Raw genomic sequence first — 14,235 nt, forward strand, 5'->3', positions numbered from 1 at the left:
CACTACCCCAGCGACGATCGCAGTATTTGGCACTTTCTATCTGGCCGAATAAACAAGGTGGTTATTCGTATTGAACGACAAACTATTCCATCGCAGTTTTTAAGCCGCGACTATTTGAGCGATCAGCAATTTAGGACGGAATTTCAGCAGTGGGTATCTGAGCTGTGGGAGCACAAAAATCATCTATTGGAAGAGCTTCACAAACCTAGCAAGTAAGCATTTTGGGTGCGGAGCATAGGCTGCAACGCACCGGGGTATAGGTTTTTAACTATTTATCAAGAAAAAGGCGAGCTTTTAGTTGTATCCCCTTTCGACTTCTTAGCCAGTTTTTTCTCCTTTTGCGTCAGCAACGGCTTCTTCTTCGGTTCTTTATTACTCTTTTTTTCTTTACTCATTAGACGAACTCCATTCATTGAGGCGATAGCTTCATTTTGACATTATCTGCCGATATAGCGAATAGATCTTTGGACATACTACCGCAGCGCTAGTGCTGCTTGTCAGATTACGCCGTTTATCTTTATTAGCTATAGGCGACGGCAGGAATGCGAAAATAAATATTGAGAAGTGCTCGGCGAGCACCATCGTTACACATTGCTGCGAGCTATAAACTTCGCGAACACCACCATATAGCTTACTAACCACCAGCGGGTGTCCATGTCAGATCTACACTTCTATCAATACCTGCTCATTGGCTTAATTTTCATCTGGAGCGGGTTTGTCCGCTCTGGACTTGGCTTTGGCGGAGCCGTATTGTCGCTGCCTTTCCTACTATTAGTATACAAGCAGCCCCTAGTGTTTCTGCCATTAATTTCGGTGCAACTATTATTCTTCTCGGCCATCACCCTAGTGTTGAATAATCGTAAATCAACGGCGGCAAATCGCAATCATAGAAGCACCGTCGACTGGGTGTATCTCAGATATATACTAGCAATCATGATCGTGCCTAAGTTACTTGGGGTCTTCGGCTTAATCACCATGCCTGCCAATATACTAAGTATCATTATTTTTGTGGTAGTGTCGGTCTACGCTGTGACCTACATCGTAAACAAACCATTCAAAAGTAATAATAAATCTGTCGATGCGATCTTTTTGATGGCCGGCGGCTATATCAGCGGTACGTCCCTGATTGGTGCACCGTTAATTATTGCTGTGGCCGCCCAACACGTCGCACGTGAACATCTGCGTGACACCTTATTCGCGCTATGGTTTATTTTGGTCAGTATCAAGCTTGCTGCGTTTATATACGCAGGGGTGAGCTTGCAGCTAATTCACCATTTGTGGCTACTGCCATGTGCTGCCATCGGCCACTTTATTGGCCTGCGCTTTCATCAGCGAATGCTTGACGCTGAAACACCCGTATTTTTTAGGGTTTTGGGAGTGACCCTGCTGATTATTAGTGCACTGGGATTATGGCAAGCGCTTAAAGGCTAACAGGTCATAATCTACTCTCTCGATGGTTTCGAAAACACCATTAATGTCTTATTGACTCTACTGATAACGTCGGCCGCGATATTCCAACCAGCCACCGATATGCCGACCGGCCGGATCATGGTGGGTCCAATGCAAGACCCCGCCCAGTTTATTCCAGTCATACTCGCCATAAAATGCAACGTTCTCGCCCATCTGTAAATCTGCCAGGCGAGGGGCTAAATCAATATTGTGTGCGACCAATAGCGTTTGGCCTGAGGCGAGTTTAAGAATAAATTTTTGATGGCGACTGCCTTTAGTATCGTCGGCAAGTATTTTAATGACACGACCGCTACCGCCAACTTGAATATCACTGAGCTGATGTGAATAAGCGGCTGCTATTCGGCTACTATCTGTAGTAGCTCCATTATTATCAAGCGCTAACTCAGCCGGCAAGGCCGGATTTAGCTTATCAAGGGAATACGGATTTTGCTGATAAGCGGTGTACAAACCCGCCACTAACAGCGCGGTAAAAATCCATTTCTTCATAGCATTAGCACTCGATGCGATATTTCACATCGAGTTTATACCGCAGCGACCAGCCCTTCATTGCTTTTATTTATTAAGTGCTGGCGCGAGCGTAGTCTTTTTAGTAAATAGCTTCGCCAGCCAATAAACCAGTACACCCGCAGCAATACCCGGCAAACCTTCGTAAACCATATTATGTAAATCTAGGAAGCGCCAGATCAGGGCCGTTGATATACCTACACAGCTCATCACAATAGCGGTGCCCTGACCGGGACGACCACCAAAGATTAGCACCGCCAACATGGGAACAAAGGCACTGGCCAAGCCCGACCACGCCATGACCACCATCGCAAAGACACTTTGTGCACTGAGTAGCGCCCAAGCCAAGGCTAAGATACACACTCCCAGCGTAGCGGCTTTAATCAAAAAAGGCCGCTCAATATTTTTGGGCATTAAATCGTGGGTAAACGAGGCCGACGCGCTTAAAATTAAGGAGTCTGCGGTTGACAGGGTCGCTGCGAAAATACCGGCGAGAATTAAGCCAACTAGAACCGGTGGCAGCAGCGTCTGCGCCATCGTTGGCAGAGCCAACTCAGCATCAAAACTACCGACCTCCGGTAAATACAAACGCGACAATAGACCCACTGTCGTCGCCATTAAATAAAATGCCACAAACCACAAGTAGTACCACATCCTTGCACGGCTCATGTCATCGTTATTACTAAGCGCCATAAAACGCACCATGACGTGGGGCTGGCCAACCACCGAAAGACCGGCAAATAACCACCCTAGCGCAAATAACGCAGCGCCGAAGGCGCCCGGAAAAGCGAGATCCTCAGGAAACCAATCCATGTAATTTGGTACATCTTGCAGTGCGTTAATAGTAGAACTAACACCGCCCAAGTTAGCAATCGCCACCCACATAAGAACGGCCATCGCAGAAATCATCACAAAAGATTGTGCCGCGTCCGTCCAAATTGATGCCCGAATACCACCCGCTAGGCAATAAGCGGCAACTAATACCGCACCACATGCGGCACCAGCCCACATCGGCCAGTCAAACAGGACATGTAGTGCTTTGCTGCCGGCAAGTAGCTGTGCGGCAGCGTAGGCGGTGAGTAGTAGTAGACAAATCAGCGCAGCAAGGCGCTGGTAACCCGGCAATATAGCGCCGTTCCAGTTTGCTAGTACGCCCAGATAACTAACCTCACCGGTTTTTTCGGTCATACCGCGTAATTTGCGGTGTACGAAGTGTGAGGCAATATAGTCACCCAAAATCCACCCGGCCATCACCCAAAACGCCGACAGGCCTACCGTATAGGTATAGCCAATCACGCCAATAAACATATATCCGCTGTTATTGGTCGCCACCGCAGATAAGCCCACCAACCAAGGCTTAACTGTATTGCTGGCAAGATAGTAGTCTTTACTACTATGGGTATTGAAATACACCGATGACAGGCCAATAAGCACGAAAATACTGAGAAAGGCGGCAAAACTCCAGGCTGTTATCATAATTAATTCCGTGATGTTTGCGATCTTTAGGTGTCAGTAATCGCTCAAGCGGCTACTGTTGTAGGCGCGAGTAACTCAATAAGTAGGGGGTGCTCTCGCAGCTCCGACAACGCGGGGTCACGATGCAATTCGTCGCGATAAGACTCAGACTGTACTACCGCGTATGCAAAATAACGCGCGGCCTCATCTAAATTACCCTGACAAGTATGCGCGCAAGCTAGCTGATAAAAAGCGTGTGCATTAGTTTCATCTAAAGCCAGCGCTTGATGACATAAACTGATTGCCCACTGTGGTTCGTTCTGGTCAAGTGCCGCGTCAGCTTTATAGGTAATCGCTTCTATATCGTCTTTTCGCAAGGCGAGAATTTGATCGTAAATAACGATCTTACCTACCGGGCTTGCTTCCTGACTGGCTCGCAACCACAGGGAGTGGATTTCTTGGGTGAGGTTAATTTCTTCGCGATTCGATTCGATATGAGCCGTTTCTTGCTTTAATTGTTTCTCTATCGTCCGCAAACGTTTTTCATATTCACTAACAAGATCACCAACCTGGTCACTGGCAACTTTGTGGACCTTCTCTTTAATATCGCGAACCGAGTTCCAGCCGATAACAACCAGTGCAGAACTCACTGCAGCAATAAGGTAGAAAAAATAGGTGACGGTATTAGCCGAGTAGGAAATAGCTTTGTCCGCGGCCATCAATTCGCGGTCAACTACCTCGGCAGATAGTTCACGATGCGAACGCTCCAGATCAATACGCAAGCTACGGATTTCATCGAGCATATAGCGCTCAATAAAAGGGGTGTATAACTGCTCGCTCAGATTATCAATCCCTGCGTCCACATCGCCGTCGTTAGCGCTAAGGGCGGTTTCCGCTGAGAGCATCAGCGAATTAGAAAAAAAAACCAAAACCAGAATACTTTTTACTAAGCCGCGCATATCGCCTCGCCATGATCATGTACTTCAACGAGACAGCGGTGCAAACTGGCTACACCTATTTCATAATCATCTTCGTTAACAACAAACTGCATATCGACTTGACGCATCGACTGATGCATTGCCAGTACACTAATATTTGCAGACGCCAATGCCGATACCGTTTTAGCCAACATACCAGGTACCTGCATATCACTGCCGATAGCAGAAATTATAGCGACTTTACGAGTGCTAACTTCGGCACTAGGAAATAGCTCTTTTACTGCGCTGACAATGCGTTTAACCGTTTTTAAATTAACACCAAGGTAGTTAGTGATAGTATTGGCGTTAATATCTTTGGTGATAACAACACCTTTAAAGCGCTCGATAGCCGCAAGTATCTTCTGCTCGTATTGCCACAGTGAACCCACCATGTCTTGATCAAATACCTCTAAGGCATAAACCTGCTTACGACCGGCAATAATTTCAACACAGGGCTTTTCGCTGCGATAATCACAGTCGATTAAAGTACCAGAATGATTAGGGTCAAACGTATTTTTCACTCTCAAGGCGATATTCTGCTGACGTAAGCCCTTTGCTGCCCGAGGGTGAATAGCCTCCATACCTAAGTTGGCCAGTTGATCAGCCACGTCATAATTTGTACGCCCTATCGGTACTACTTTATCGGCACCCACCAAGCGCGGATCGGCACTGCTAAGATGATACTCTTTATGAATTACCGCCTCACGTGCGCCAGTAATCACCGCCATGCGACTAAAGGTCATTTCACTATAGCCGCGATCGAAGCTGGCCATAAGGCCCTCTTTACAATGTGCGTAACCGGTAACAATAGGCAGCGTCGTTGTTAAATCTATACCGGCAAGCGCTTCCCGAATATGGTCATCTAGCGGCAAGGCTTCATCCGCGCGCCAACCAGAGAGATCAACATAACGAGCATTAATACCGTCGCGCTTTAGCAGCCTCGCGGTATTCCAGGCACTGTGAGCTTCGCCAATACTGGCTAGCATTTCCCGCACTGTCAAAAGGTGATCGTCAAGGCCAAAGTGACCGTGCTGACAAAGACGGTGTAGATTATCCATGCAGCGCTCTGCTTCGAACAGGCGACTTTCGATATATTTATTCGCCTCTTCAAGTTGCTCCACATCAGGAAATAAGCCCGCATTGATCTCCTTAAGCGTCTCACCCACCATGCTCAAGGCGCCTCGCCAAAGTGTTTCCACATTATCGTCGGCAAACAACGCGTAGACACCGGGGTGACTATTACGCTTATTTTCCAGCAATAAATCTGTTACTCCACCGTAGGCAGATACAATAAATATGCGCCCATAAATCTGGCCATTTTCACCACCCTCGAGAATGATATTATCTCTGACCGCCTCGTAATTAGTCATCGAGGTACCGCCAATTTTCTCTACTGTATGTGTCATTTTTGTCTCCGTTGAATAACTGAAATTAACTTCCGGCTTTCAGCAGATTAATCGACAGGATACACGCCGTTTTCGTCGTGCACTTCCTTACCGCTAAGTGGTGGATTGAACACACAGGCCATTTGCATATCTTCACTTCCACCGCGTAATAAATGTTTGTCGTGCTTATCTAGAAGGTAAACCGTGCCCGCTTCTAGTTTATAAATTTTGCCGTCGTTTACAGTTTCAATCTCACCATTACCAGCCATGCAGTAAACCGATTCTAGATGATTTTGGTAGTGAATAGGCGTTTCAGTATTGGCAAAAATAGTGGTGATATTAAAGGAGAAACCCATGCTGTCATTTTTCAAAATCATTCGCACACTCTGCCACGTATCAGTAGTCACACAGCGTTCTGAGTTTTTGCATTCTTCCAAGGTTCTAACAATCATTCGACTTCCTTCCTGAATACTATACCGCCCACAGGCGGTATAAATCGACCGTTAATGAGCGCTTCTTCACAGCTTAAACCCGCAGAAGAATTCCCCAATTTCAATTGTTTAAGATGCTTTTTTAATGACCACTTTGCCCAACACTTCGGCAATAGCTTCGGTGAGAATATCTAGGCCACGCATCAATTCACTCTTTTCAATAGTCAGCGGACAGAACACTTTGACGACATGTCCATGATTACCGCAAGTCTCAATAACTAAACCACGTTCAAAGCAGGCATGGCCAATTTCATCAGCGGTTGCGCCATCGCGACACGCCAGGCCCTGCATCATACCGCGGCCTTTAGGCTGCAGCTGAGTAACACCATAGCGATCAGAAATTTTCTTAAAGCAATGACTAACAATAGCTGACTTCTCAACAATCTCAGCTGCAAACTTGTCATCCGTCCAGTAGTGTCGAATCGCTGCCGAAGCGGTAACGAATGCATGGTTGTTACCACGGAAAGTACCGTTATGTTCGCCTGGCTCCCATACATCTATGTCAGGACGGAGCAGTACAATCGCAAACGGCAGACCGTAGCCACTTAGTGATTTAGACATAGTAATAATATCTGGCTTGATGCCGCTGCCCTCAAAACTAAAGAAGGTGCCAGTGCGACCACAGCCCGACTGAATATCATCAACAATCAATAATATCTCGTGCTTGCGGCATAGTTTTTCCAAACCACGCAACCAATCGTTGTTAGCAACATTTAAGCCACCCTCGCCCTGCACTGGCTCAACAATCATTGCCGCAGGAAGATCAACACCTGACGACGGATCCGATAGCAGTTTATCCATCATCTTGAGACTATCAGCATCACGACCATAGTAGCCACAATATGGCATACGGCTTATATCACCGAGCGCAACACCTGCGCCGCCGCGATGATGACTATTACCTGTCGCGGCAACTGCGCCAAGAGTCACGCCGTGAAAACCATTGGTAAAAGAGACAACAGAAGTACGGCCCGTCACTTTACGCGCCAGTTTTAACGCCGCCTCTACTGCGTTAGTGCCGGTAGGCCCGGTAAATTGAAAGGTATACTCCATATCACGTGGTGCCAAGACATGCTCGTTGAACACTTGCAAGAAGTCAGCTTTAGCTGAGGTGTGCATGTCTAGGCCGTGAGTAATACCGTCGCGCATGATGTAATCGACAAGTGCTTGCTTTAATACTGGGTTGTTATGGCCATAGTTAAGCGTGCCGGCACCGGCGAGAAAGTCGATATATTTTTTACCGTCGGTGTCGTATAAATGCTCACCTTGGGCCTTGTCGAAGGTCACCGGAAAAGATCGGGCGTATGATTGTACTTCTGATTCAAGCCTGTCAAAGATATTCATATTCACTCCTAGCATCATTTACTAAGTTAAATTTGTTATCGCACGCGCAAGCCTAAGCTTATGCCGGTGCAGAAAATGGTCCTATGCGCAGCAGCGCTTCGCTATCGTGCTGGCCCCCAAAATGTGCATCTTTTTCAAACCAGATGCTGTGATTCAATTCTGTTTGCAAGTCGCGGGCAAAGCTGCGGAACAGCGCCCACGACGCCTCGTTGTCAGGCGTGATAGTGGTTTCCAAAAAACTCACTCCCTCACAGGCCGAGCGCTTTATAATTTCCATCAACATTTTTTTTGCCAGACCACGGCCGCGCTGAGACTTATCGACCACAACCTGCCAAACAAATACCGTATCGCTTTTTTCTGGCAGGTAGTGGGCTGATATAAAACCCACCAAACGACCACCATTTTCAACTGCGACCGATGTTGCTGCGAAATGCGTGCATTGCAGCAAATTGCAGTAGACAGAATTAGTATCAAGTGGGGGACTGGCCGCCACTAACTGATTTAGGGCAAAGCCGTCTTCCGCCGTTGGCTGGCGGAAATGAAGCGGGGTAGCGTCGGCATGCATCGCGCTATTTGATTTCAACAAAGTTTATTAGTGTTCAACTTAATTTAATAAGCAAATAGTATAAAAAGCAGTGTTTTTATCGCTTTATATCTTATTTAATCACTAAATTGTGAACCCAACCTCCTGATTAATTGCTTAGTACACGAAGCATTATAGACGATTTGGGCACATAAGTCCAAGCCAAGGCATTGACAATGGCGTAGCATGTCAGGTGTAAATTCGGTCCCAAGTCACTGCCATTGGGGTGCTAAAGAAATCCAAGAAGATTGAAATGAACAGAATCGACGAAGTATTGATCTCGCTCCGACGAGTAACCCGGGCCATTGATCTGCACTCCAAGCACCTCATGAAAACCGCAGGCCTTACCGCACCACAGATGCTTATTCTGCAAACCCTGAGGGATCAAGGCGATGCCATTATTAGCGACGTCGCTAACCAAATTAGCCTCAGCCAAGCCACCGTCACCAGTATTCTCGACCGCTTAGAGAAGCGGGGCCTAGTAATGCGGGAGCGTTCTCGGCAAGATAAACGCAAGGTTTTTGCCTGCCTAACCGAGGCGGGTAACGACTTAATACGAAATGCACCCATGCCCCTCCAAGATTATTTTATTCGCCAGTTCAGTGATCTTCAGGATTGGGAGCAAACTCAAATCATTAGCGCACTGCAGCGCGTTGCTCACATGATGGACGCTCAGCATATTGATGCCGCGCCGTTGCTGGACGTGGGCGCAATTGATCGACAAAGCGGCGATGAAGGCCGTGGCTTCGATTTTGATGACGACGAAAGCTAGGGTTACTTAAGCGGCTCAAATTATTGCCCTTATAGTAACGACCTATGCCGTCAGTAGCGGAACTGATGAGGGCAGGAATCTATCAATAGCTGATCGTCAAAAACACCAATAGCCAGTTATCTTGTGCAAATCCGGTCCTTAACTTCTGATTGCCGGGGATGATAAAGACAAGACGTCATATTCACGGTTAAACTATCGTCGTCATAAAAATCACGACAGGCGTCTTTCTTATGCGTTTTAAACCTAGTAACTATCTCAACATGATATTCGCTTGCACCCTGCTGACCAGCCTCGCCGCCTGCACTCCCGATCCCAATGCCGCAGCCAGCAGCCCGGTCCAATCTAGCCGGAGCCTAATGCCCGCCGATCCGGCAATTAAAACCGTATATATACAGAGTTGCTATGGCTGCCACAGCTCTGGTGCAGGTATGGCTCCTCGCACCGGCAATATTGCTGAGTGGGCGCCACGCGTGCAAAAAGGCATAAACGTCTTACTTTACAATACCATCAACGGTATCGGCAGTATGCCCGCTAATGGGATGTGTATGGACTGCAGCGAAGAAGATTTCACCAAGCTTATTTTATTCCTCGCTGGGCAAAGTGATTAGTCAAAAGCATCATTAACGGTGACAAGGTGCTTATCGCAGTGTTCCTGATCTGCAACTAAGCTCAATGCGTAGCATTTAAGCTAATAGCACTGACCAAGGATATATCAACGTCATGAATGAGACTCCTGCTGTCCGCGTTGGCATTAGCCCCTGCCTGCTAGGTGATCACGTGCATTACGATGGCGGCCACAAACGACTACCGTTTGCCTCTGATGAACTATCGCGGCACTTTGAATTTGTTAAAATCTGTCCCGAAAAAGCGATCGGTATGGGCGTACCACGACCTACAATCCAACTTGCGGGCGACCCTGAAAATCCGCGTCTGGTCGGCAGCACCGATAGCAATCTTGAAGTCACCGATAAAATGACCACTTTTGCACGTGATACTGCGACCAAACTCGATTATATCAGCGGTCATATTCTGTGCGCGAAATCACCAACCTGTGGCATGGCAAGAGTTCCGGTTTACTCCGAAAGTGGTATCAGCCTAGGTAAAATTGGTGTCGGGCTTTTCGCCAAGCAGCTGATGGCCGCGCAGCCTTTACTGCCCGTAGAGGAAAATAGCCGCCTTATCGATGTTCATCTGAGAGAAAATTTCGTCTTGCGGGTTGTCGCTTACTTGCGCTGGCAAGCTATGATGGCCGAAGAGCTCTCGGCAAAACGACTGCAAGATTTTCACCGACGACACAAGTTTCTACTCCTGGCTCACAATCAGCCAATCTGCCGTGAACTCGGGCCAATTGTAGCGGAAGCAACTGACCTTAATGACCATGCAGATCGCTATATCAAAAAGTTTATGGCGGCCATACGGCATCCCGCTAGCGTAAAAAATCACACTAATGCCTTGATGCATATCAAGGGCTTCTTTAAGGACTATCTTGATGCCGGAGACAAGGCACAACTGAGCAGTATTATTAGCAATTACTCTGTTGGCCTGCTGTCTTTATTAGCACTTCTGGAAATACTGGGTATGTTTTTAAAAAAATACCAAGTCGAATATTTATTGGATCAATATTATTTTATGCCTTATCCATATGACTTAAAGCTGCGTATTGGGCTATCACTATGACCGCACTTGTTTGGTTTCGAAACGACTTACGCAGTTTAGATCACCCCGCACTCACTACTGCCTGCAACGATCAGCAGAACGTTCGCGCGGTTTACCTGCTTTGCCCGCAACAATTAGACGAGCACGTGACAGCGCCGATTCGGCGTCATTTTTTACGCAGAGCGCTAGATGAGCTAGGACAGCAGCTTGCCGCTATTGGCATACCGCTAGACATCATCAATGCCGAACACTTCAAAGACGCCCCCGAGTGTTTAAGCAACTATTGTCGACAGCATGACATCAGTGCAATTTACGCCCACAAGGAATGGCTGGTCGATGAAATACAGCGGGATAAAGACTGCGCTGTACAACTTGAATTACCACTGCATTTGATTGATGACAGCTTCCTCAGCCCGCTTAGCATCGGCAAAGCGGATGGCCTGCCTTATAAGGTCTTTACACCCTTCTCAAGACGTTGTCGTGAAGCCCTAGCCACTCATTTTCCTCGGGTGCAGCGCCGCCCGTCCGCTAAGACTTTGTCCGAAGGCGCCATCGCAACGTCTTGCCCCGTTTTCGGCGAAGAAAAAGATTCGTCGGCCTGGCCGGCGAGCGAAGAGGCAGTGTTACGACAACTACGTGAATTTTGCGCTGAACGGGCCGGCGACTATAAAAAACATCGAGATTTTCCTGAAATCGAAGGCACCTCTCGCCTTTCCGCGGCTTTAGCGCTGGGCTTAATAAGCCCGCGGCAATGCCTGGCTCGCCTCCAGCAGGAATGCGGCGAAGATATCTGGGATTCTAAAAGTGATGCCGGCACTTGGTTAAATGAGCTGCTCTGGAGGGAATTCTATCGCCATGTTGCCTACCATTTTCCGCGAGTGGTAAAAGGGCGTGCCTTTCAATCTGCGACAGAGGCGATACCTTGGCCAAACGACCAAGCGCTCTACGACGCTTGGCGCGAAGGGCGCACCGGCTACCCCATCGTGGATGCGGCAATGCGCCAACTCGCCCAAACTGGGTGGATGCACAACCGACTCAGAATGATTACCGCATCCTTTCTTTGCAAGGATCTGCAAATAGATTGGCGCTGGGGAGAGCACCACTTTTTAGAAAATCTCATCGATGCAGATTTTGCATCAAACAACGGCGGCTGGCAGTGGGCGGCCTCTACCGGTACCGACGCCGCGCCCTACTTTCGTATTTTTAACCCGACCACCCAAGGCCAGCGATTTGATGCCGACGGTCACTTTATTCGGCACTACGTTCCAGAGCTAGCTGGCCTGCAGGGAAAGCACATACACGAACCACCAGCCTCTCTGAGTTATCCAGCCCCCATTGTCGATCACAAAGAAAGGCGAAATATTACCCTCGCACTTTTTAAAGCAATACGGGACTAAGCACACTAAGGCAATTTTAATTGCTCCGCGGAGAGACCTGCGCTGGCTAACAGCACTTGAGCTAATCTATTCTATGTACGCGTGGGAGCACAATAAAATCAAAAGGAGAGACCGTGCGATTAGCCTTGTTTACGCTACTACTGACTAGTGCCATTTTATTCACCGCAACAACCCAAGCGGGAGAATCTGCTCACCAGATATTCGGCTTGAGCGAATTCGTATATATCGAAGAGTTGGGGGTGGGCTACAAGGCTAAAATCGATACTGGCGCAGAAAGCGCCTCAATCAATGCGATTAATGCCCAAGTAGAAAAGGTGAAAGGGGACGGCGACGACATCGTTCATTTTGATTTGGTGTTGCCTGATGAAACGCTTCGATCCGTGAGCCTACCGCTCAGCAAACATATCCGCATTAAACGCCGCGCGTCTGACTACGACGAAGACGAAAAGGATTATACTCGCCGGCCGGTATTAGAGTTGACACTGTGCATTGGCGGCGACTCGCACAAGGTTGAAGTTAACTTAGCTGACCGCCGACAGTTTTCTAAACCTATGCTGGTCGGCTCAGAGCCACTTACCGCATTTAAGGCGCTAGTCGATCCTAGTAAGAAATACCTGCAGGACAAAACACTCTGCGCCAAACAAGATAAGTCCAAGAGGCAAAAAGAATGAAGGGCGTTAAACTGCATGTCAGGGTCTTAGCACTGGCACTACTCCTCATTGGCGCCGGCAGCACCGCATGGCAGATCTTTGTGCTTAATATTCCTATCTCTTCAGATACCACCGAACCGGTGTGGGTAATTGATACCAAGCTTAGCTTTAACGCCCGCGACAATGGCCCGGTAAAAGTACAGATGTATGTGCCGCCGGCGTGGAGCAAGTTTATTACGCTGAACGAAAGCTTTATTTCTAAAAGTTACGGCGTGAATACCGATATTGTCGGTGATAATCGCCAAGCAGTGTGGTCAGCGCGCCGTGCCGAAGGCAACCAGCAACTCTTCTACCGCTTGATGCTTACCCAGCGCAGTAATTCTCGCTTCTCTGAATCTGAGCCCGGCCCACAGTTCAGCGAAAGCCCCGAACTCATCGGAGTTGAAAAAGTGGCGGTAGATGCCCTTCTAAAACCCATTCGCGAGCACTCCGCCGATATCGAAACCTTTATTCGCGAAGCAATCAAACTTATCAACGAACCCAGTAACGACAATGCGCGCTTGTTATTGGGCAATGTCTACACCCAAGACAATAAATCCAGAGTACTGGAGCTGTTGCTGTCCTCTGCCCACATCCCAGTTGAACGTGTTCACACTCTGCGGCTAGTCAGTAGCGTCGCGCAATCTTCCGAATTGTGGATGCGCAGCTACAACGGTAAACGCTGGCTCTACTTCAATCCAGAAACCGGCACCCAGGGACTACCCAGTGACCGCCTGGTATGGTGGACGGGTGATGAGCCCATGGCTACGGTTGAAGGCGGTCGCAATCTAAAGATTGAAGTAACTGCCAACCAAAAAACCATGAATTCAATCATGCTGGCGCAATCTATAGCCGAGCGCAAAGAGAACAAGTTTTGGGCTCTGTCGCTATACGACCTGCCCCTGCAGTCGCAGCAGACATTTGAAATCATTCTGATGATTCCCATTGGCGTTATGCTGATTTTACTGCTGCGAAACGTTGTTGGGCTCGAGACGCTAGGTACATTTACCCCAGTACTAATCGGTCTCGCCTTTAGAGAGACCGAGGTTTTCTGGGGTATTATTTTATTCACCGTTATCACCGCACTCGGCCTATCGCTGCGATCCTATCTTGAGCATCTACATTTGCAGTTACTGTCGAGGCTATCGGTGGTGCTGACCTTTGTGGTTATTATTATGGCCCTCATCAGTGTGCTCGGACATCGGCTAGGGTTAGACCGAGGCTTGTCCATTGCGCTATTTCCAATGGTTATTTTGACCATGTCGATAGAACGCATGTCGATAGTCTGGGAGGAACGCGGCGGCTTACATGCGGGAAAAGTAGGCATCGGCACACTGATCGCAGCCACCCTGTCACATCTAATGATGACCTATGAACCGTGGGCCTATTTTGTCTTTACCTTCCCCGGCATGTTGCTAGTGTTTATGTCACTTATGCTGGCGTTAGGCCACTACCGAGGCTATCGCTTAACTGAACTATTTCGTTTTAACGCCATGATTAAAGGCAAATAAC

Annotated in this window: 14 protein-coding genes and 1 pseudogene; 8 read left to right on the forward strand and 7 right to left on the reverse strand. The window is 48.1% G+C overall.

The window, feature by feature from the left end; translation table 11 throughout:
• Both ACI955_RS05270 and ACI955_RS05275 read left to right on the forward strand, forming a co-directional pair.
• Nucleotides 1-216 (forward strand): annotated as a pseudogene (locus ACI955_RS05270) (acyltransferase); the annotation flags it as partial.
• A gap of 438 nt (nt 217-654) precedes the next feature.
• Entirely contained in the window at nt 655-1,431 is a 777-nt protein-coding gene (locus ACI955_RS05275; RefSeq protein WP_415242688.1) for a TSUP family transporter, read from the forward strand.
• A 57-nt stretch (nt 1,432-1,488) separates the two neighbouring features.
• On the opposite strand, the gene ACI955_RS05280 is transcribed toward ACI955_RS05275, so the two are convergent.
• The 7 genes from ACI955_RS05280 to ectA form a co-directional block, all read right to left on the reverse strand.
• Nucleotides 1,489-1,956 carry a DUF3465 domain-containing protein gene (locus ACI955_RS05280; protein WP_415242689.1) on the reverse strand — a complete coding sequence of 156 codons (468 nt, stop codon included), beginning with the start codon at nt 1,954-1,956 and terminating at the stop codon, nt 1,489-1,491.
• Between the two features lie 66 nt (nt 1,957-2,022).
• Nucleotides 2,023-3,450, reverse strand: coding sequence for a sodium/proline symporter (locus ACI955_RS05285; protein ID WP_415242690.1), 1,428 nt, complete (start codon nt 3,448-3,450; stop codon nt 2,023-2,025).
• 44 nt (nt 3,451-3,494) lie between these two features.
• Entirely contained in the window at nt 3,495-4,388 is an 894-nt protein-coding gene (locus ACI955_RS05290) for a TPR end-of-group domain-containing protein (RefSeq protein WP_415242691.1), read from the reverse strand.
• Nucleotides 4,376-5,812: an aspartate kinase gene (locus ACI955_RS05295; protein WP_415242692.1), complete on the reverse strand. Its 1,437-nt coding sequence runs from the start codon at nt 5,810-5,812 to the stop codon at nt 4,376-4,378. The genes ACI955_RS05290 and ACI955_RS05295 overlap by 13 nt, the downstream gene beginning before the upstream one ends.
• 47 nt (nt 5,813-5,859) lie before the next feature.
• Nucleotides 5,860-6,243 (reverse strand): ectoine synthase, encoded by a 384-nt coding sequence (locus ACI955_RS05300; protein WP_415242693.1) that lies wholly within the window; start codon nt 6,241-6,243, stop codon nt 5,860-5,862.
• A 108-nt stretch (nt 6,244-6,351) separates the two neighbouring features.
• Complete coding sequence (gene ectB, locus ACI955_RS05305) at nt 6,352-7,626, reverse strand: diaminobutyrate--2-oxoglutarate transaminase (RefSeq protein WP_415242694.1); 1,275 nt, start codon at nt 7,624-7,626, stop codon at nt 6,352-6,354.
• A 58-nt stretch (nt 7,627-7,684) separates the two neighbouring features.
• Nucleotides 7,685-8,209 carry a diaminobutyrate acetyltransferase gene (gene ectA / locus ACI955_RS05310; RefSeq protein WP_415242695.1) on the reverse strand — a complete coding sequence of 175 codons (525 nt, stop codon included), beginning with the start codon at nt 8,207-8,209 and terminating at the stop codon, nt 7,685-7,687.
• 253 nt (nt 8,210-8,462) lie between these two features.
• On the opposite strand from ectA, the gene ACI955_RS05315 reads away from it, so the two are divergent.
• The 6 genes from ACI955_RS05315 (at nt 8,463) to ACI955_RS05340 (ending at nt 14,234) form a co-directional block, all read left to right on the forward strand.
• Complete coding sequence (locus ACI955_RS05315) at nt 8,463-8,981, forward strand: MarR family winged helix-turn-helix transcriptional regulator (RefSeq protein ID WP_415242696.1); 519 nt, start codon at nt 8,463-8,465, stop codon at nt 8,979-8,981.
• Nucleotides 8,982-9,211: 230 nt separating this feature from the next.
• Entirely contained in the window at nt 9,212-9,589 is a 378-nt protein-coding gene (locus ACI955_RS05320; RefSeq protein WP_415242697.1) for a c-type cytochrome, read from the forward strand.
• Between the two features lie 112 nt (nt 9,590-9,701).
• Nucleotides 9,702-10,658, forward strand: coding sequence for a YbgA family protein (locus ACI955_RS05325; protein ID WP_415242698.1), 957 nt, complete (start codon nt 9,702-9,704; stop codon nt 10,656-10,658).
• The gene (gene phrB, locus ACI955_RS05330; protein WP_415242699.1) at nt 10,655-12,034 is read left to right on the forward strand and encodes a deoxyribodipyrimidine photo-lyase; all 1,380 of its coding nucleotides are present in this window, start codon (nt 10,655-10,657) and stop codon (nt 12,032-12,034) included. The genes ACI955_RS05325 and phrB overlap by 4 nt, the downstream gene beginning before the upstream one ends.
• 113 nt (nt 12,035-12,147) lie before the next feature.
• Nucleotides 12,148-12,705: an ATP-dependent zinc protease gene (locus tag ACI955_RS05335; protein WP_415242700.1), complete on the forward strand. Its 558-nt coding sequence runs from the start codon at nt 12,148-12,150 to the stop codon at nt 12,703-12,705.
• Complete coding sequence (locus tag ACI955_RS05340) at nt 12,702-14,234, forward strand: inactive transglutaminase family protein (RefSeq protein ID WP_415242701.1); 1,533 nt, start codon at nt 12,702-12,704, stop codon at nt 14,232-14,234. Before ACI955_RS05335 ends, ACI955_RS05340 begins: the two co-directional genes overlap by 4 nt.
• Nucleotide 14,235: the final 1 nt, after the last annotated feature.

The sequence above is a fragment of the Zhongshania sp. genome (assembly GCF_047636175.1).
Lineage (GTDB): Bacteria > Pseudomonadota > Gammaproteobacteria > Pseudomonadales > Spongiibacteraceae > Spongiibacter.